Here is a 17,526-nt window from a genome sequence, read left to right as displayed (position 1 = left end):
GGGGCGGTTTTGCGACGTGTCCGCGGCTTCGCGCTGCTCGGCCCCGTCAGCTTTCCCTGAAGGCTTTGACGAAGTAGTCGGCAAGGGGTTTCACGAGATAGGCCAGCGGCGTGCGCTCGGCGGTGCGGATGTATCCTTCGACCGGCATACCGGGGATCAGCACCGTGCCCTCGGGCAGGGTTTCCAGCTGGCCGGGATCCAGTTCGATCTCGGTGCGGTAGTAGGAGAGCTTGCTCGCCTGATCCTCAAACGCATCGGCAGAGACCTGTTTCACCGTACCGAAAAGTTCCGGCGTCAGGCGCTGATCCAGAGCCGGGAAGCGCAGGGTCACCGGCTGACCGACATAGATCTGATCGACATCGGTGGGGGCCACCTGCGCGGCAATCACCAGCGGCCTGTCCTGCGGCACCAGATAAAGCACCGGCTCCGCCGCCCGGATCACCGAGCGCGGCGTATGGACCTGCAGACCATAGACGATGCCGGAGACCGGTGCAGTGATATCGAGCCGCGCCAGACGTTCCTTCAGCGCGCGGCGGGTCTCGGCCAGTTCCAGCTCCTGATAGCGCAGATCGCGCAGCCGGGTGATGGCCTGCTCGCGCTGCTGGGTGCCCAGTTTGAGGATTTCGATGTCGATTTCGGTGATGCGCCCCTCGGCCTGGGCCTCGGTGGCAATCAGCTCGCCCAGCGAACCTTGCAGGTCGGCCTCGGTCCGGCGCAGGTTCAGAACCGTTCCGGCCTGCGCCAGCCCGCGATCCAGCAGCGACTGCTGGTTTGCCAGCTCCTCCTCGATCAGCTCGAGCTGGGTGCGGCGCGAGGCCTGCTGCGCCAGAACGCCTTTGATCTGATCCTGTATCTGCGAGCGCCGTTTTTCCAGCTGGTCGATTTCGCGCGCCACTGAATCCTTGCGCGCCTGAAACAGGCGGAGCTGGCCCTGCATAAGATCGGCCACCTCTGGCCGGGTTTCGGCCAGTTCGGAAAGCTCGGCGTCGAACTCAACCGTCTCGGCACTGTCCCGCTCGGCATCAAGGCGCGCGCGGCGTGCCATCAGTTCAAACAGCTGACCTTCGGTGATGACCAGTTGCGAGTACAGCTCCTTGGCATCCAGCCGCAGCAGCACCGCGCCCTCGGCCACGGTGTCGCCCTCTTCCACCAGAATGTCCTGCACGATGCCGCCGTCGAGGTGCTGCACAACCTGCCGGTTGCGGTCGACCTCAATCCGGCCCGAGGCCACAATGGCACCGGCGATGGAGGTGGCAACCGACCAGGTGCCAAAGCCCCCGAGCAGGATCACAACGCCGAACAGGCCGATCAGCAGCGGACGGCGGGCGGACCAGGATGTGGCCCCGGTATCGGTCTGGTTCATCGCACACCTCCTGGCGCTGCCTGTTGAATGCTCTGGTGGTTCGAAACCATTTCCCGCAGGACCTTGTCCTTGGGGCCAAAGGCGGTCTGGATCCCCTGATCAATGACCAGCAAAAGGTCACATTCCTGAATGGCCGCCGGGCGATGGGCCATGATCAGCACCGATCTGCCATCGGCCTTGAGCTGTTTGATCGCCCGGTTGAGCGCCACCGACCCGTCGTTGTCGAGGTTCGAATTCGGCTCATCCAGAATGACGATCACCGGATCGTCATAAAGCGCGCGCGCCAGGGCGACACGCTGCATCTGACCGCCGGAGAGCCGCCCACCCCCAGCCGTGATCCGGGTGTCATAGCCATCGGGCAGATGCACGATCATATCATGGGCCGCAGCCTTTTTCGCGGCGGCGACGACTTTTTCGGAATCCGGGTTGGACGCCAGCCGGGCGATGTTCTGGGCAATGGTGCCTTCGAACAGCTGCACGCGCTGCGGCAGGTAGCCGATGTTCTGGCCCAGCACCTCGGGGGCGTATTGCTCCAGCGAGGCGCCATCCAGCCGCACCGTGCCCGCCGCCGGGCGCCAGGCGCCGGTCAGTGCCCGCGCGAGGGTGGATTTGCCGGAGCCTGAGGGGCCGATCACGCCGATGGCCTGACCCGGCTGCACCCGGAAGCTGACATTGCGCAGCTGCGGACGGCTGTCCCCCGGCGGCACCACCGCCAGCGCCTGTACTTCGAGATTGGCGGAGGGTTTGGGCAATTCGGTGCGCTGCGGCTCTTCCGGGACTTTCTCCAGCAGCTCGGCGAGATTGCGCCAGCCCTTCAGCGCGCGCTGCACCATCGCCCATTGACCAAGCGCCAGTTCGATAGGCGCCAGCGCCCGGCCCATCAGGATCGAGCCTGCGATCATCGCGCCGGCGGTCACCTCGTTCTGCAGCACCAGATAGGCGCCCAGACCCAGCATCGCCGATTGCAGGAACAGGCGCAGGGTTTTGGTCAATGTGGTGAAGCCGCCGCCAACGTCGCTGGCGGCGACACTGTCCACCAGTGCGGCATCGCGGCCCGCTTTCCAGCGCTGAAACGCGGCGCGGCGCATACCCATCGACTGGATCATCTCCGCTTCGGTGCGGATTTCCTCGGACATCAGATTGGCCCGGTGGCCGGAAATGCCCGCCTGCATCTGCGGGCGGCGCGACAGGAACTGGTTCAGCACCGCGATGGCGATGAGAACCGCGCCACCGCCAAGCGCCAGCAGCCCGAGCCAGGGGTGGAACAGAGCGATGCCAAACAGGAAGATCGGCGTCCAGGGCAGATCGAATGCGGCACCGAGCACCGGCGAGGCGATCAGACGTTGCACCGATTCCAAATCGCTGAGACCGGTCTGCGCCACCGGATCCTGAGCCACCGCGGAACGGCGGATCATGGCATCGAACACGCGCTGGTCCAGCCCGGCCTGAAACCGCGCCCCGGCCCGCGACAGAATGCGACCGCGCGCATAATCCAGAATACCCATGGTGCCGTAGAGAAACACCACCAGCAGTGACAGCGCGATCAGCGTCGCCACCGACCGGCTGCCCAGCACCCGGTCATAGACCTGCATCATGTATAGCGGTCCCGTCAGCATCAGCATATTCACGAAGAAGCTGAAGATACCGACCGACCAATAGAGACCACGACTGCGGCGACGATGCGCCCGCAGCTCATCGAAGCCGGATTTATTAGTAGTTTTCGTCATGAGAGGTCTGCAATTCCCTGTCAATATGCCCTATGTATCAGCCACGCGCGCAGAAAACCGGACCACATATGTTCCAAATCTGCCACAACTGTGTAAACAAGCCCAGTCTCTGACTAGGCAGAGCTGAGAAACACCCTAAGTGGGTCCAACGCGCCCACAGCAGACAGATTGGACACCGAAGCGAATGACCTTCCCGCTGCGACCTTTTTTGATTATGGCCCTGGTAACTGTTACGTCGACACTGGCAGGCTGCGCAACCCAAGATAGTGTCTCGCGCGCGTCGGGTGAGGTGTTCGATCCTTACGAGAACACCAACCGGTCCATTCACAATTTCAACCGTGGTGTTGACCGCTTTGCCTTTCGCCCCGCTGCCAAGGGTTATGTCGCGATTGTGCCGCCGGATATGGTGACCAGTTTCAACAACTTTGCCGAGAACCTGTCGATGCCGGGTCAGGCGGTGAATGCGCTGTTGCAGGGCAATTTCAAGGAATCGGGCATCGCTGTATCGCGCTTTGTGATCAATACGATCTTCGGCATCGGCGGCCTTGGCGATCCGGCCTCTGACTTCAACGTGCCGCGTGTGGACACCAATTTCGGCGAGACGCTGCATGTCTGGGGTGTTGGCGAAGGCGCCTATGTCGAGCTGCCGTTCTTTGGCCCCTCCACCGCCCGCGACGGGGCTGGCATCGTGGTGGATTTCTTCACCAATCCGATCAGCTACGCTCGGCATAATCCAGCCGACAACATCGGCATCTATGCCGAGGTGGTGCGTCGTCTGGGGGATCGTGGCACATATTCCGACACCATCGACTCGATTTTGTATGAGAGCGCCGACAGCTACGCGCAGGCGCGGCTGATCTACCTTCAGAACCGCCGCTTCGAGTTGGGCGGCGATCAAAGTGAATACGAAGGGGTCTATGGCGATCCCTATTCAGATCCGTATGAGGACATCTATGCCGAGTAATTTTCTGACCCGCCGCAGTTTCCTGGCCACTGGCGTTGCCTTTCTCGGGCTGGCCGCCCTGCCCGGTAAAGTGCTTGCCCTGAGTGAAGCCGCCGCGCGCAGCCTTGTCGGCAGCGTCGTTGGCGACATCAACAAGGTCATCGCCTCCGGCAAGTCCGAAGGCGCGATGATCCGTGATTTCGAGAAGATTTTCGTGCGCTATGCGGATGTGAACATCATGGCACGCTATGCGCTGGGTGTGGATGCCCGCCGCGCCTCGGGCGCGCAGATGAACGCTTTTGCCGATGCGTTCCAGGGCTATATCTCCCGCAAATACGGCAAGCGGTTCCGCGAGTTCATCGGCGGTTCGGTCGAGGTGCAATCCGCGCGCAAGATCAAGGCGGGTTATGAGATCAAATCGCTGGCCAAGCTGAAAGGTCAGGCCCCGTTTGAGGTGACCTTCCTCGTGTCCGATAAATCCGGTCGCGACAAATTCTACAACATGTTCATCGAAGGCGTGAACCTGCTGTTGACCGAACGCACCGAGATCGGGGCCATCCTTGACCGCAACAAGGGTGATATCAACAAGCTGATCGCCGAGCTGAAGCGGCTGAGCTGAGTTCAGCCACCGCAGCGTCAGACAGATCACGAAGAAGGGGCCAGACGGCCCCTTTTTCTATTTCAGGATTGCAGTTTGTGCGCCGCGCCCGGTCAGCGCGCATAAGGTCGCGCGATGATCCCCAGCGCGGTGCGACACCACACGGGGCTACCGGCGGTCACCAAACGGAGTGACTGACCGCCGACGACCGCGCCGGAACGCTGCACGGTGACAGCGCAGAGACATGCGGGAATATGACCCATATTGGCCCGGCTTGGTCCGGCGTGATGCGCTATCGGTTGCCGAAGATGTCACGCAGCAGACCGTCCACCGCGCGCCCCAGTTCCTGCCCGACGTTGGGCCGCTGGCGACGCTGTGGCTGCGGTTGTGGCGGTGGTGCGATGGGCTGCGGTGCGATCATCGGCAGCGGTTTGGGTGTCAGACCGTCATGCACCCGCTCCATGACCTCGCGCCAGATATCGGCGGGCAGACCGCCACCGGTCACGCCGGAGAGCGGCGTGTTGTCATCATAACCCATCCAGACGCCCGCGACATAATCGGCAGTGAAGCCCACAAACCAGGCATCACGGGCCGCCTGTGTCGTGCCGGTCTTGCCTGCCGCCTGCCAGCCGGGGATCTGCGCCCGCCGACCGCTGCCCTGCGACACCACCTGTTCCATCATCCAGATCAGTTCCCGCGCCGCCTTGGTCTGGATCACCCGCTCGCCCAGACCGCCGCTGGCGCCCATCAGAGGGGTGTTGTCGCCAATGATCGTCAGCTCCGTCACGCCATATGGGGTCACCGAGGAGCCACCATTGAGAATGCCCGCATAGGCTCCGGTCATATCAAGCAGCGTGCTTTCGGAGGCACCCAGCGCCAGCGCCGGGCCGGCGGCCAGCTCACTGTCCAGTCCGAAATCACCGGCCACGCGACGCACCAGATCGCGACCCACCGCCTCGGACACTTTCACAGCCGGGACGTTCAGCGAATCCCGCAGGGCCTGCGACAGGGTGACCTCGCCATAGAATTTCCGCGTATAGTTCTTTGGGCACCACTGGCCGGACCCCGGAACATCAAGGCAATATTGCGCGTCCAGCACCCGGTCGAGCGGCGAATACCCCAGCTCAAGCGCCGTGGCATAGACAAAGGGTTTGAAGGCCGAGCCGGTCTGACGCTTGGCCTGGGTCGCGCGGTTGAACACACCGGAGACACGGGATTTGCGCCCACCCACCATGGCCCGGACCGCGCCATCCGCGCTCATCACCACAATGGCGGCCTGCGCCTTGGAGCCTTCGCGGACCTTGGTGTCAAAGACATGGTTCAGCGCATCTTCGGCTGCGCGTTGCAGGCGCTGGTCGATGGTAGTGCGGATCACCACATCCTCGGTTGTCTCATTGCCAAAGAAATCCGGGATGGTGTCCATCACCCAATCGGCGAAATAGCCACCGGCGCGGGCGGCGGCGGCCTCGCTCAGGACCGCAGGGGTATTCTGCGCCGCGCGCATTTCAGCGGTGGTCAGATACCCCTGCTCCTGCATCAGGCGCAGCACGGTGGCGGCGCGATCCTGCGAGCGTTGCAGATTATTGGTCGGTGCCAGCGTCGAAGGGGCTGTCAGCAGACCCGCCAGCATCGCCGCCTCTGCGGCATCCACCTGATTGGCGGATTTGCCGAAATAGCGCTGCGCTGCGGCCTCGGCCCCATAGGCGCCACCGCCCAGATAGGCGCGGTTCATATAGATCGAGAGGATTTCATCCTTGGTGTATTTGGCCTCCATCGCCATCGCGAAGATGGCTTCCTTGGCCTTGCGCCACAGCGACCCCTGGCGGCAGTCGCGTTCATAGGCGCGCTCGCTCTCCCATTCGGTCGGATCATAGACCACGCCGAGGCACAGCAGCTTGGCGGTCTGCTGCGTGATGGTGGAGCCGCCATGGCCGGACAGCGGGCCGCGCCCTTCGCTCAGGTTGATGCGGACAGCGCTGGCAACGCCGCGCGGCGATACACCGAAGTGGCGGTAGAACCGTTTATCCTCTGTCGCGACGATGGCGTTCTTCAGGTAGGGCGAGACGGTTTCGCTGGTGACCACGCCGCCGAATTGATCCCCCCGCCAGGCAAAGACCTCGCCGTTGCGATCGGTGAGCGTGACAGAGCCGCGCGCGCGCCCGTCCAACAGTTCAGCAACCTCGGGCAGTTTCATGTAGTGGTAGCCCACCGCCAGCGCCACCAGCGCGGTCGAGATCATGCCGATCCGCCAGGCAAATCCCCAGGCCAGCCGGAACGCCCAGCGAAATGGTGCCAGCAGCAGCGCGAGGATCTTGCCCAGCAGGGTCTTTGGTTTCTGCGGTTTGCGCGGGCCTCTGCCGCCGCCCCCGGTGCCACCCGTTTTGCGACCGCCGCCGAACAGGCCAAGCCAGCCCGATTTACGCGGCCTTGCGGTTGATTTCGGCCGTGGTTTGGCCTTGCGCGCGGGCGCTTTGCCCTGCGTGCCGCGCCCCGCTGTCGCGTAGCGCTTGTCTGCGACCAGAGGTCGGCGCCGCGGTCCTTGTGCCATCTTCCAGATCCTGCCCGGTTTGCCCGTTTTGCGGACCATACCGTGTCTGCGACGGTTTGTTGAGGGGCAGTTTCACGACATTTCCCCTCTGAAAGCCGGGTGTTTTTTAGGCGGACTGGCAAAAGATCGCCTATTTTTTAGCCGTCCCGCCGCAACCGCCCTCAAAACCCGGCCCGAAACGTTCCACCGACTCGGCTCTGCGGATTTGCTGCATCTGCAAACAGTTCAGGCGCTGTCACCACGCGCCGCCATCATCACAGGGGGTCGGGCATGAAAATGATCATAGCAACCATCAAGCCGTTCAAGCTGGAGGAGGTCCGCGAGGCGCTGACATCCATCGGCGTGTCCGGGCTGATGGTCACGGAAATCAAGGGGTTCGGCGCCCAGTCTGGCCATACGGAGATCTATCGTGGGGCGGAATATGAGGTGAATTTCGTGCCCAAGATGCGGCTGGATCTGGTGGTGCCCTCGGGGCTGGCCGATCAGGTCGTCGACACCATCACCCAGACCGCCCGCACCGGCAAGATCGGTGACGGCAAGATTTTTGTTCTCGACGTTGAGCAGGCGATCCGCGTGCGCACCGGCGAAACCAATCACGACGCGCTGTGAAAACGCGCAAAGGAAGGAAATCAGTTATGCGTAAATCAACCCTTTCCCTTGCAGCGGTGGCGACGCTGGCCCTGCCCGGCCTCGCCCTCGCCCAGGAGACCGCCGCTGCGGCCCCGGCGCCCGGAGCGGCAGCCACCGACACGGTGTTTATCCTCAACTCGCTGCTGTTTCTGGTCGGCGGCTTCCTCGTGTTCTGGATGGCGGCCGGTTTTGCCATGCTGGAAGCGGGTCTGGTGCGGTCGAAAAACGTCACCATGCAGCTGACAAAAAACGTTGCGCTGTTCTCTCTGGCGGCCATCTTCTATTACCTGATCGGCTATAACCTGATGTATCCGCTGGGCACCTGGTCGATTGAGGGCGTCCTCTCCGGTGTCTGGGGTCCGGGCGTTCTGGAGGCGGTGGGCATCACCGCCGAGCAGGCGGATGATTACTCCTATGCCTCCACCGGATCGGATTTCTTCTTCCAGCTGATGTTCTGTGCAACCACGGCCTCCATTGTCTCCGGCACCCTCGCCGAGCGCGTGAAACTCTGGCCCTTTCTCGCCTTTACCATCGTGCTGACCGCAGTGATCTACCCGCTGCAGGCCAGCTGGAAATGGGGCGGCGGCTTCCTGGACGAGATGGGGTTCCTCGACTTTGCAGGCTCCACCGTGGTGCATTCCGTTGGGGGCTGGGCGGCTCTGACCGGCGCGCTGATCCTTGGCCCGCGCATTGGCAAGTACAAGAACGGCAAGACCGTCCCGATGCCCGGATCCAACCTGGCGCTGGCCACCCTTGGGACGTTCATCCTGTGGCTGGGCTGGTTCGGCTTTAACGGTGGCTCGCAGCTGGCGATGGGCACTGTCGGGGATGTCGCGGACGTGAGCCGGATCTTTGCCAATACCAACGCAGCCGCAGCTGGCGGCGCCGTGGCCGCGCTGATCCTGACGCAGCTGCTGTTCAAGAAGCCCGATCTTACCATGATCCTGAACGGCGCGCTGGCGGGTCTGGTGTCGATCACCGCAGAACCGCTGACGCCCGGTCTGGGCATGGCAACGCTGATCGGGGCTGCTGGCGGCATCATCGTGGTCTTTGTGGTGCCACTGCTGGACAAGCTGAAAATCGACGATGTGGTCGGCGCCATCCCGGTTCACCTGGTGGCCGGTATCTGGGGCACCATCGCGGTTGTGCTGACCAACCCCGAAGCGAGCCTGATCACACAGCTGACCGGGATCGTGGTTGTCGCGCTCTTCGTCATTATCTCTTCCGCCGTGGTCTGGCTGATCCTGCGGGCGGTGACCGGTATCCGGGTTGGCGAAGAGGACGAAGTCAACGGTCTGGACATGGCGGAACTGGGTATGGAAGCCTATCCCGAATTTTCCCCCAGCTGATCCGAACCCGGCTTGAAACTGAACGCGGTTCCCGGTGCCTCCGGGGGCCGCGTTTTCATTTGGGTGCCCCCCGGGTGGCAGCCAAAAGTCTTTGAAGGCTTTTGCCCAGACGAATTGAGAAAGTCTGGTGAGCCGTCGCAAAACGCCCCGCCGAAGCGGGGCGTGATCATCGGTTCTGACAGCCTGAATCAGACAGGCGGGATCAGCCAGGCAGGATCAGACGCCAGCGTCGACAATCGCCCGGGCGAGGATCGGCACCGTCTGGGTGTTCAGACCTGCGATATTCATGCGGCTGTCGCCGACCATGTAGATGCCGCTGTCGGCGCGCATCTTCTCGACCATTTCAGGCGTGGTGCCGAGCAGTGAGAACATGCCGCGATGCTGGGCCAGGAAGGCAAAGCGGTCAGACCCGGTCAGGCGCTGCAGCTCATCCGCGAGCTGCTGGCGGAGTTTCAGCATGCCAAGGCGGGTCTCTTCCAGTTCCGCCGCCCAATCGGCGCGCAGCGCGTCGTCATTCAGGATCATGGTCACCAGACGCGCGCCATGATCCGGCGGGAAGGAATAGTTCTGCCGGTTCAGGAACGCCAGCGTGCCCTGGTTCAGCCCCTGTGCGCCTGCATCCTGCGATACTGCCATCAGCAGGCCGGTGCGTTCGCGGTAGATGCCGAAGTTCTTTGAACAGCTGGCCGCGATCAGACATTCCGGCGTGTTGGCCGCCACGTAGCGCACGCCCTGCGCGTCCTCTTCCAGACCATCGCCAAAGCCCTGATAGGCAATGTCGATCATCGGAATGAGACCGCGTTCGTTCAGCAGCGCCACCACTTCCTGCCACTGCACGATGTTGAGGTTGGCACCGGTCGGGTTGTGGCAGCAGCCATGCAGCAGCACCACGTCGCCTTTGTTGGCGGTTTTCAGATCTTCAATCATGCCATCGAAATCAACGCCGCAGGTCTCGCGGTCGAAATAGCGATAGGCGACGGTTTCGATGTGCAGATAGTTCAGGATCGAGATGTGGTTTGGCCAGGTCGGGTTCGACACGAACACCCGCGCGCCCGGGTTGGCCATCTTGATCAGCTCAAACGCCTGACGCACGGCACCGGTGCCACCGGGGGTGGCGGCTGCCGCGACATTGCCCCGCTCGACGCTATCCGCAAGGATCAGCTTGATCATCGCGTCGGAATAGGCCGGATCACCGGCCAGGCCGACGTAGGATTTGGAGGTCTGCTCTTCCCACAGTTTATGTTCTGCCGCCTTGATGGCGCGCATCACCGGGGTCACCCCTTCGGCGTTCTTGTAGACGCCGACGCCAAGGTCGATCTTGTCATCGCGTGGGTCGTCGCGATACGTCTGCATCAGCATCAGGATCTTGTCCGCCGGCTGGGGTTTCAGGGTTTCGAACATCAGGTCTCTCCGGTTGCAACGGGAAGGGTTGGGAAGGCGCCCCACTCAGTCCAGGAGCCGTCATAAAGCGAATGATCGGTCTTGCCGATCCGCTCCATGGCGAGGCTGAGGACTGCGGCGGTCACGCCTGACCCACAGGTGGTGATGGCAGGCTTGCTGAGATCGACACCAGCTCGTTCAAAGGCGGCACGCAGCGCGTCCGGCGCTTTCATCGTCTGATCAGCGTTCAGCAGTTCGGTATAGGGCAGGTTCTTGGAGCCGGGGATATGACCCGACCGCAGACCTTCGCGGGGTTCGGCAACCGTGCCCTGAAACCGCGCGGCCGCACGGGCGTCGATGATCTCGTGATCACCAAGCTTGGCGGCGGAGGACACTTGCGTCACATCACGCAGCAGATGGTTCTGCACCCGCACGGTCATATGGCGGTCGCGGATGACCGGCGGCAGATCTTCGACCGGGTTGCCCTCGGCCTGCCATTTCGGCAGACCACCGTCCAGCACCGCAACATTGGTCTGCCCCATCAGGCGGAACAGCCACCACACCCGCGCCGCCGACCGCAGCCCAGTGCCGTCATAGACCACAACCTGATGGCCGTCACCAACCCCCATCGCGCGCAGGCGGGACATGAATTTCTCCACCGGGGGAACCATATGCGGCAGCTCGGAGCGATTGTCGGCGATATCGTCGATATCAAAGAAGCGCGCGCCGGGAATATGAGCTGCGTCATACTCCGCCTTGGCGTCTCGCCCTTCGTGCGGCATGTACCACGAGGCATCAAGGAGCCGCAGATCAGGGTCCTTCAGATGCGCAGCAAGCCAGTCTGTCGACACAAGCGTTTTAGGATCATCCAACGTTACCGCCTCCCCTCATATGTGCTGAGGCATCCGTACAACCGCGCGGACAGAGTCGCAAGGGAGGCCAGGCCTGCAGCGCAACAATCTGTCCCACCGGGCCGGATCGGAGGCGCTGCGCCGGGCATCTGCACTCCCTGTCAGCGGACAATCCGCAGCCGAGGGCGCGCGGATTCGGTGGCAGGTTGTGACCGAGGGGCCGGATCCGTCTTGCCCGCCGGGAAGCGATGGGCAAAGGACAGCGCCGCGCGGATCACATGCGGGTCCATCCAGCCGCCGGTCAGATCGGCTACGGCGTCGCGGGCCGCTGGGGTGTTGTCGCGGCGCATGTGATGCAGCATCCGCAGACAAGCCGCTTCATCCGCGGTGACACTGGCTCGGGTCGAGAGGGTCAGCGCGTCATGCCCCTGATAAAGCTCGCCGCGCAGGTCATGCAGGCAGCGCACCACCTTGAACAGCGCATGCGCGACCCCCAGGCCGAAACTCTCACCCCAGCGCTCAGCCGCGCTGCAACAGGCGTGCTGCCAGGCCTGGCTCTGCGGCTCTCGCAGGCAGGTGGTGAAATGGCGCAGCTGTGGCAGCAGCGCGACCTCAAACGGATCAAGCCCCAGTTCCGCAAGCGCGGTTTCTGCGGGCATAGTTGGCATGTCAGCGGCGGGCGCAGGGGTCAGAGGTCGCGAATCAGAAAGGGCCTCAGGCATCGGCATCATCCTTGTCACAGGGAGGAAAACAGAAGATGCCGGGCCTGACCGAGGGATGTGTCTGCTGGGTTGGGCTTATCTGACTTATTTAGTCAGTTATTGCAATGGCCACGCGTTACCCGGTGCAACTGCCGGGCAGGATAGGGTGGCCGGGAAGCGACGGTCGTAGGTCCGGCGCAGGCCCGGTGGCAGATCCAGACGTGGCCCTGTCCCACCGCAGCTGCAATGCGTCGCACTCAGCTGTGGTCTTTCAGCAGGCGTTGCTTCTGGCGCGACCAATCGCGTTTGGCCTCGGTCTCGCGCTTGTCGTGGTTCTTCTTGCCCTTGGCGATGCCGATCTTCACCTTGGCCAGACCGCGATGGTTGAAATACATCACCAGCGGCACCAGGGTCATCCCCTTGCGCTGGGTTGCATTCCAAAGGTTCGACAACTCCTTGCGCGACACCAGCAGCTTGCGGCGACGACGCTCCTCATGCTTGAACATCTTCGCCTGCTCGTAAGGCGCGATATAGGAGTTCACCAACCAGAGTTCGCCATCATCCACCGTCGCGTAGCTCTCGGCGATATTGGTACCGCCCGCGCGCAGGGATTTGACCTCGGATCCTTCCAGCAGGATCCCGCATTCCAGATCGTCCTCGATCGCATAGTCAAACCGCGCGCGGCGGTTCTCTGCGATCACTTTGTAATTCGGGTCTGATTTTTGCTTGGCCATGGGCGCAGATGTAAGCTGCCGGGGGGAGAGGTGCAAGATGGTGATGCAGCGGAGGATTGGCCCCCGCCCCACCGACCGGATTCAGGTAGGCTGACGGCGACGGCTGCGCATCAGGGTAAAGCCGCCACTGATCACGATGACCGCGCTGCCCATCAGGGTCCAGAGGTCGGGGCGCTCGTGGAAGACCACCACCCCAAGCACCATGGCAAACACCAGCCGGGTGTAGCGGAAGGGAGCGATGACCGAAATCTCGCCGCTCCGCATGGCGCCGGTCAGGGCGTGATAGGCCACCACCCCCACCACGGTTGCAGCCACCAGACCGGCCCCGGTGGCGAGATCCGGCATCACCATCGGCGCGCCAAAGGGCTGCGCCAAGACCCCCGCGACGATCAGCATGGCAAATCCGACCAGCCCGAGATGCGCGTTCGACAGCCCGGCCGGAGCCGCGCGGGTGGCCAGATCGCGGCCTGCAAAGCCAAGCGTTCCCGCCACCGCAAAGAGCGAGGCCAGCTCAAACCCGCTGGCCCCCGGGCGCAGGATCATCAAGACGCCGACAAAACCCGCCGCAATCGCCAGCCAGCGGCGCAGGCCCACATGCTCGTTAAAGAAGACCACCGCGCCGGCAGCAACCACCAGCGGCGTCGCCTGCAGGATTGCGGAGGCCGAAGAAAGCGGCGTCAGCGCAATTGCCAGCGTGTAGCACAGCCGCCCTGCAACCTCGGCGACAGAGCGCAGCACAAGCGCGCGCGTGCAGAACACCGGGGTCCACAGGCGGTGCCCCTGTGCACGCGCCATGATGGCAAAGATCACCATGCCCCCGGCCCCGAACAGGATCAGGATCTGCCCGACCGGCAGGCTTCGGGCCGCGGATTTGATGAACATATCCTCCAGCGCAAAGGCGGCCATAGCGAGCACCATCAGGAGACTGCCGCGCAGAGTGTCCATGGATCAGATCGCTTTCGTAATAAGGCCGGTGGAAAACTCTCCGGCAATAGGTCAATGGAAACAGGGGAAAGACGCGCGCACCCCGGAGGGTCTGGCGCCTCGTCATCAATGCCACCAGCATTAGGCATCCTCTGCCCCGGCGACAAGCCGCCCCGCTGCGGCCAATTGATCCGGCTGCCGCTAGCCGCGAGAGGCCACGCGGCGGTAGTGGTGCATGTTCAAGAACGCAGCACCGCTGTCGCCACTGCGATAGCCATGTGGCTGATCCGCCGCAAAGCGCAGCGCCTGCCCGGTATCCAGCGCCACCCAATCGTCGCCCCGCAACACCTCCATCGCGCCCTCCAGCACGAAGACCTCTTCAGTCACGCCGCTGTCATGGGGCTGGGACAGGTGGCATTGGCCGGGACGCAGGCTCACGTGAAAGGTCTCGGCCGCAAGCGCGGGATCAAAGGGAAACACCATCTTCACCGCGATCGAACCGGGAAACTGGACCGAGCGGAACAGCCGCTCGCCGCTGGCGGCCAGATCCGGGGCTGCCGCCTCGCCGATCAGCGCGCTGAGCGGCAGATGAAACCCCTTGGCAATTTTCCACAGGGTGGCAATCGTCGGGCTTGATTCGCCGCGCTCGATCTGGCCCAGCATCGCCTTGCTGACGCCGGTGACCTCGGCAGCCCGTGACAGGCTTAGCCCTGCGCCCTGGCGAATGTCCCGCAAATTCAGAGTGATGCTATCTTCGCTCATGCCTGCTGCCCGTTGCTGGTCCGCCTGATGCGGATTGGTTCATGCCGCGCTTCAAAAACCTCTTGTGCGTTATAACGCACAAACGCTACTGTGCGCTATAACGCACAGACCTGCGATCTCTAGCGGATCCGCCAGCTCAGGAAAACCCGGATGCTCAGCCCCTTGAAACTGTCGCATAGTGTTGCCGGCGCTGTTGCCGTGCTGCTGGGCTACACCGGATCTGTCGTGATCATCGCTCAGGCCAGCGACGCCCCCGGCGCCAGTCTGGCGCAGGCCGACAGCTGGATTCTGGTCTTGGTTATGGGCATCGGTGTGGGCATGGGGCTCAACAGCCTCGGCCTGTCGCTGATGTCCCGGATGCCGATCCTGACCGCCCGGTTCGCCACTCCGCCCCGCCAAAGCCGGCGAAAACCGGCAGAAACCACCAGATAATTACCGAAGACCGCCCCGACATGTTGCCTTTGTTGCGTAAATCGTGTCCCTGAGGGGCAAAGACAAGGGAACCAGCCAGATGCCAATGTACCGATCCAGAACTTCCACCCATGGCCGCAATATGGCGGGCGCACGCGGATTGTGGCGCGCCACAGGGATGAAGGACGATGATTTCGGCAAGCCGATCATCGCCATCGTCAACTCCTTTACCCAGTTCGTACCCGGCCACGTCCACCTCAAGGATCTGGGCCAGATGGTCGCCCGCGAGGTCGAGGCGGCCGGCGGCGTCGCCAAGGAGTTCAACACCATCGCGGTGGATGACGGTATCGCCATGGGCCATGACGGGATGCTCTACTCGCTGCCCTCGCGCGAGGTGATCGCGGATTCCGTCGAATATATGGTCAACGCCCATTGCGCCGACGCCATGGTCTGCATCTCCAACTGCGACAAGATCACTCCCGGCATGCTGATGGCAGCGATGCGGCTGAATATCCCGGCGATCTTCGTTTCCGGTGGACCGATGGAAGCGGGCAAGATCGACATTGCCGATCTCGACGCCAAGAAGATCGACCTCGTCGATGCGATGGTTGCGGCGGCCAACGAGAACCTCACCGATGAGCAGGTGCAGCATATCGAGGAAAACGCCTGCCCCACCTGCGGCTCCTGCTCCGGCATGTTCACCGCCAACTCGATGAACTGTCTGGCCGAGGCGCTGGGTCTGGCGCTGCCGGGCAATGGCTCGACACTGGCCACCCACGCCGACCGCAAACACCTGTTCCTTGAGGCGGGCCGCAAGATCGTCGACATCACCAAGCGCCACTACGTGGGCGAGGAGAAAGGCCTGCTGCCGCGCGAAATCGCCACCTTTGATGCGTTTGAAAACGCCATGAGCCTCGATATCGCCATGGGAGGGTCGACCAATACGGTGCTGCACCTCCTGGCCATCGCCAATGAAGGCAAGGTCGATTTCACCATGACCGATATGGACCGCCTGTCGCGCAAGGTGCCGTGCCTGTGCAAGGTCGCACCGAACACCGAAAACGTTCATATGGAAGACGTCCACCGCGCCGGTGGCATCTTCTCCATCCTGGGTGAACTCAGCCGCGCGGGACTGTTGCATGACCATTGCGCCACCGTCCACTCCAGCTCCATGGGCGAGGCAATCGCCAAATGGGACATCAAGGTTGCCAACAACCCCGAGGCCGAAGAGCTGTTCAAGGCCGCCCCCGGCGGCGTGCGCACCACCGAAGCGTTTTCGCAGTCCAACCGCTACAAGGAGCTGGACACCGACCGTGCAGGCGGGGTGATCCGCTCCAAGGAACATGCCTTCAGCCAGGACGGCGGTCTGGCGGTGCTGTTTGGCAATATCGCCCGCGACGGCTGCATCGTGAAAACCGCAGGGGTGGATGAAAACATCCTGAAATTCACCGGTTCGGCCTATGTCTGCGAAAGCCAGGATCAGGCGGTGAACGACATCCTGACCGGCAAGGTCAAGGAGGGTGACGTGGTGGTGATCCGCTATGAGGGCCCGCGCGGCGGTCCGGGGATGCAGGAAATGCTCTACCCGACCTCCTATCTGAAATCAAAAGGGCTGGGCAAAGCCTGCGCGCTTCTGACCGACGGGCGTTTTTCCGGCGGCACCTCCGGGCTGTCGATCGGCCATGTCTCGCCTGAGGCAGCTGAAGGCGGCACCATCGGGTTGGTTCAGCAGGGGGATACCATCGAGATCGACATCCCCAACCGCTCCATCCACCTGGCGGTCTCCGACGAGGAGCTGGCGACACGGCGCGCCGCCCAGGACGCAGCAGGCTGGAAACCGGTGAAGCCGCGCAAACGCAAGGTCTCCACCGCGCTCAAGGCCTATGCCCTGCTGGCCACCTCCGCCGCAAAAGGCGCCGTGCGCGCCCTGCCCGACGACGAATAATCAGCGCTGTCAGTGAGTCCGCTTTTGAAGACCCCGGCATCTTGGATGTCGGGGCTTTTTCTTTCATAGAGATCCAGCCCTACTCGACCCACCGCGGCACCGCAGGAGATCCGACATGACCATTTGGCGCCCGGCCCAGTCCATTCGCGTGAAAACCATTGGTCTGCCCTGGCGCGATGGCCGTTTCCTCGCGGCGGAGGTGCCCGATGACAGCGGCCGGACCAAAGGCGTCCGCCCCTTGGGTGGCACCGTTGAATTTGGTGAAACCTGGCAACAGGCGCTGCGACGGGAGTTTCAGGAGGAGCTCGCTGTGGAAATCACCATCATCGGCGCGCCGGTGGTGCTGGAAAACATCTATCGGCACGAAGGCCAGACCGGCCATGAAATCATCTTCGCCGCGCAGGTCACCTGGCCAGAGACCCGGCATCTGGCAGGCGATACGATTGAGTTCTACGAAGACAACGGCCTGAAATCTATTGCCAGATGGGTGCATCCCGATGCGCTGGAGACTGGCGGGATTGAGTTGTTTCCAACCGGATTGCAAGCCCAGCTGCAAGATCTGGGGTCCACGACCCGCCCATAAGGCACAAAACCCCTCACCCTTCCCGAAATACTCCCGCCGGAGGCGCGCCGCGCAAGCGGCGCCACGCCCAACCGGGA

At 63.0% G+C, this 17,526-nt stretch carries 16 protein-coding genes; 7 read left to right on the top strand and 9 right to left on the bottom strand.

The window, feature by feature from the left end; all coding sequences use genetic code 11:
• Positions 1-46 precede the first annotated feature (46 nt).
• On the bottom strand, positions 47-1,363 hold the full coding sequence (locus WLQ66_RS13125; RefSeq protein ID WP_340546785.1) for an HlyD family type I secretion periplasmic adaptor subunit: 1,317 nt from the start codon (positions 1,361-1,363) through the stop codon (positions 47-49).
• Positions 1,360-3,090, bottom strand: coding sequence for a type I secretion system permease/ATPase (locus WLQ66_RS13120; RefSeq protein ID WP_340546784.1), 1,731 nt, complete (start codon positions 3,088-3,090; stop codon positions 1,360-1,362). The genes WLQ66_RS13125 and WLQ66_RS13120 overlap by 4 nt, the downstream gene beginning before the upstream one ends.
• 184 nt (positions 3,091-3,274) lie before the next feature.
• Here WLQ66_RS13120 and WLQ66_RS13115 point away from each other — a divergent pair, with 184 nt between their 5' ends.
• Both WLQ66_RS13115 and WLQ66_RS13110 read left to right on the top strand, forming a co-directional pair.
• On the top strand, positions 3,275-4,054 hold the full coding sequence (locus WLQ66_RS13115; protein ID WP_374015516.1) for an MlaA family lipoprotein: 780 nt from the start codon (positions 3,275-3,277) through the stop codon (positions 4,052-4,054).
• Positions 4,044-4,652: an MlaC/ttg2D family ABC transporter substrate-binding protein gene (locus WLQ66_RS13110; protein ID WP_340546782.1), complete on the top strand. Its 609-nt coding sequence runs from the start codon at positions 4,044-4,046 to the stop codon at positions 4,650-4,652. The genes WLQ66_RS13115 and WLQ66_RS13110 overlap by 11 nt, the downstream gene beginning before the upstream one ends.
• 271 nt (positions 4,653-4,923) lie before the next feature.
• On the opposite strand, the gene WLQ66_RS13105 is transcribed toward WLQ66_RS13110, so the two are convergent.
• A complete protein-coding gene (locus WLQ66_RS13105; RefSeq protein ID WP_340546781.1) occupies positions 4,924-7,179 on the bottom strand; it encodes a transglycosylase domain-containing protein in 2,256 nt (751 codons plus the stop codon).
• Between the two features lie 270 nt (positions 7,180-7,449).
• Here WLQ66_RS13105 and WLQ66_RS13100 point away from each other — a divergent pair, with 270 nt between their 5' ends.
• The gene (locus tag WLQ66_RS13100) at positions 7,450-7,788 is read left to right on the top strand and encodes a P-II family nitrogen regulator (RefSeq protein WP_024095995.1); all 339 of its coding nucleotides are present in this window, start codon (positions 7,450-7,452) and stop codon (positions 7,786-7,788) included.
• A gap of 26 nt (positions 7,789-7,814) precedes the next feature.
• Positions 7,815-9,158, top strand: a complete 1,344-nt coding sequence (gene amtB / locus WLQ66_RS13095) for an ammonium transporter AmtB (protein ID WP_340546780.1) — start codon at positions 7,815-7,817, stop codon at positions 9,156-9,158.
• Between the two features lie 216 nt (positions 9,159-9,374).
• Here the strand turns inward: amtB and WLQ66_RS13090 are convergent, their stop codons facing one another.
• From WLQ66_RS13090 to WLQ66_RS13065, 6 genes are all read right to left on the bottom strand, one after another.
• Positions 9,375-10,559, bottom strand: a complete 1,185-nt coding sequence (locus WLQ66_RS13090) for an amino acid aminotransferase (protein ID WP_340546779.1) — start codon at positions 10,557-10,559, stop codon at positions 9,375-9,377.
• A complete protein-coding gene (sseA, locus tag WLQ66_RS13085) occupies positions 10,559-11,410 on the bottom strand; it encodes a 3-mercaptopyruvate sulfurtransferase (RefSeq protein ID WP_340546778.1) in 852 nt (283 codons plus the stop codon). Before sseA ends, WLQ66_RS13090 begins: the two co-directional genes overlap by 1 nt.
• Positions 11,411-11,550: 140 nt before the next feature.
• Positions 11,551-12,111: a hypothetical protein gene (locus WLQ66_RS13080; protein WP_340546777.1), complete on the bottom strand. Its 561-nt coding sequence runs from the start codon at positions 12,109-12,111 to the stop codon at positions 11,551-11,553.
• A gap of 236 nt (positions 12,112-12,347) precedes the next feature.
• Positions 12,348-12,824, bottom strand: coding sequence for an SsrA-binding protein SmpB (gene smpB / locus WLQ66_RS13075; protein ID WP_340546776.1), 477 nt, complete (start codon positions 12,822-12,824; stop codon positions 12,348-12,350).
• Between the two features lie 81 nt (positions 12,825-12,905).
• A complete protein-coding gene (locus WLQ66_RS13070; protein ID WP_340546775.1) occupies positions 12,906-13,769 on the bottom strand; it encodes a DMT family transporter in 864 nt (287 codons plus the stop codon).
• A 180-nt stretch (positions 13,770-13,949) separates the two neighbouring features.
• Positions 13,950-14,510 (bottom strand): helix-turn-helix domain-containing protein, encoded by a 561-nt coding sequence (locus WLQ66_RS13065; protein WP_340546774.1) that lies wholly within the window; start codon positions 14,508-14,510, stop codon positions 13,950-13,952.
• A gap of 150 nt (positions 14,511-14,660) precedes the next feature.
• Here WLQ66_RS13065 and WLQ66_RS13060 point away from each other — a divergent pair, with 150 nt between their 5' ends.
• From WLQ66_RS13060 to WLQ66_RS13050, 3 genes are all read left to right on the top strand, one after another.
• The gene (locus WLQ66_RS13060) at positions 14,661-14,942 is read left to right on the top strand and encodes a benzoate/H(+) symporter BenE family transporter (protein ID WP_444739779.1); all 282 of its coding nucleotides are present in this window, start codon (positions 14,661-14,663) and stop codon (positions 14,940-14,942) included.
• 79 nt (positions 14,943-15,021) lie between these two features.
• Positions 15,022-16,866, top strand: a complete 1,845-nt coding sequence (ilvD, locus tag WLQ66_RS13055) for a dihydroxy-acid dehydratase (RefSeq protein WP_340546773.1) — start codon at positions 15,022-15,024, stop codon at positions 16,864-16,866.
• A 115-nt stretch (positions 16,867-16,981) separates the two neighbouring features.
• On the top strand, positions 16,982-17,449 hold the full coding sequence (locus tag WLQ66_RS13050; RefSeq protein ID WP_340546772.1) for an NUDIX hydrolase: 468 nt from the start codon (positions 16,982-16,984) through the stop codon (positions 17,447-17,449).
• Positions 17,450-17,526: the final 77 nt, after the last annotated feature.

This window comes from Phaeobacter sp. A36a-5a (genome assembly GCF_037911135.1).
GTDB lineage: Bacteria > Pseudomonadota > Alphaproteobacteria > Rhodobacterales > Rhodobacteraceae > Phaeobacter > Phaeobacter bryozoorum.
Note: the sequence above shows the minus strand (reverse complement) of the source record. Positions and strands in the feature narration are given on the sequence as shown.

What these genes read in the sequence shown, in the direction of transcription:
- WLQ66_RS13125 (WP_340546785.1), bottom strand. Translation starts at nt 1,363, where the DNA reads ATGAACCAGACCGATACCGGGGCCACATCCTGGTCCGCCCGCCGTCCG.
- WLQ66_RS13120 (WP_340546784.1), bottom strand. Translation starts at nt 3,090, where the DNA reads ATGACGAAAACTACTAATAAATCCGGCTTCGATGAGCTGCGGGCGCAT.
- WLQ66_RS13115 (WP_374015516.1), top strand. Translation starts at nt 3,275, where the DNA reads ATGACCTTCCCGCTGCGACCTTTTTTGATTATGGCCCTGGTAACTGTT.
- WLQ66_RS13110 (WP_340546782.1), top strand. Translation starts at nt 4,044, where the DNA reads ATGCCGAGTAATTTTCTGACCCGCCGCAGTTTCCTGGCCACTGGCGTT.
- WLQ66_RS13105 (WP_340546781.1), bottom strand. Translation starts at nt 7,179, where the DNA reads ATGGCACAAGGACCGCGGCGCCGACCTCTGGTCGCAGACAAGCGCTAC.
- WLQ66_RS13100 (WP_024095995.1), top strand. Translation starts at nt 7,450, where the DNA reads ATGAAAATGATCATAGCAACCATCAAGCCGTTCAAGCTGGAGGAGGTC.
- amtB (WP_340546780.1), top strand. Translation starts at nt 7,815, where the DNA reads ATGCGTAAATCAACCCTTTCCCTTGCAGCGGTGGCGACGCTGGCCCTG.
- WLQ66_RS13090 (WP_340546779.1), bottom strand. Translation starts at nt 10,559, where the DNA reads ATGTTCGAAACCCTGAAACCCCAGCCGGCGGACAAGATCCTGATGCTG.
- WLQ66_RS13080 (WP_340546777.1), bottom strand. Translation starts at nt 12,111, where the DNA reads ATGCCTGAGGCCCTTTCTGATTCGCGACCTCTGACCCCTGCGCCCGCC.
- smpB (WP_340546776.1), bottom strand. Translation starts at nt 12,824, where the DNA reads ATGGCCAAGCAAAAATCAGACCCGAATTACAAAGTGATCGCAGAGAAC.
- WLQ66_RS13070 (WP_340546775.1), bottom strand. Translation starts at nt 13,769, where the DNA reads ATGGACACTCTGCGCGGCAGTCTCCTGATGGTGCTCGCTATGGCCGCC.
- WLQ66_RS13065 (WP_340546774.1), bottom strand. Translation starts at nt 14,510, where the DNA reads ATGAGCGAAGATAGCATCACTCTGAATTTGCGGGACATTCGCCAGGGC.
- WLQ66_RS13060 (WP_444739779.1), top strand. Translation starts at nt 14,661, where the DNA reads ATGCTCAGCCCCTTGAAACTGTCGCATAGTGTTGCCGGCGCTGTTGCC.
- ilvD (WP_340546773.1), top strand. Translation starts at nt 15,022, where the DNA reads ATGCCAATGTACCGATCCAGAACTTCCACCCATGGCCGCAATATGGCG.
- WLQ66_RS13050 (WP_340546772.1), top strand. Translation starts at nt 16,982, where the DNA reads ATGACCATTTGGCGCCCGGCCCAGTCCATTCGCGTGAAAACCATTGGT.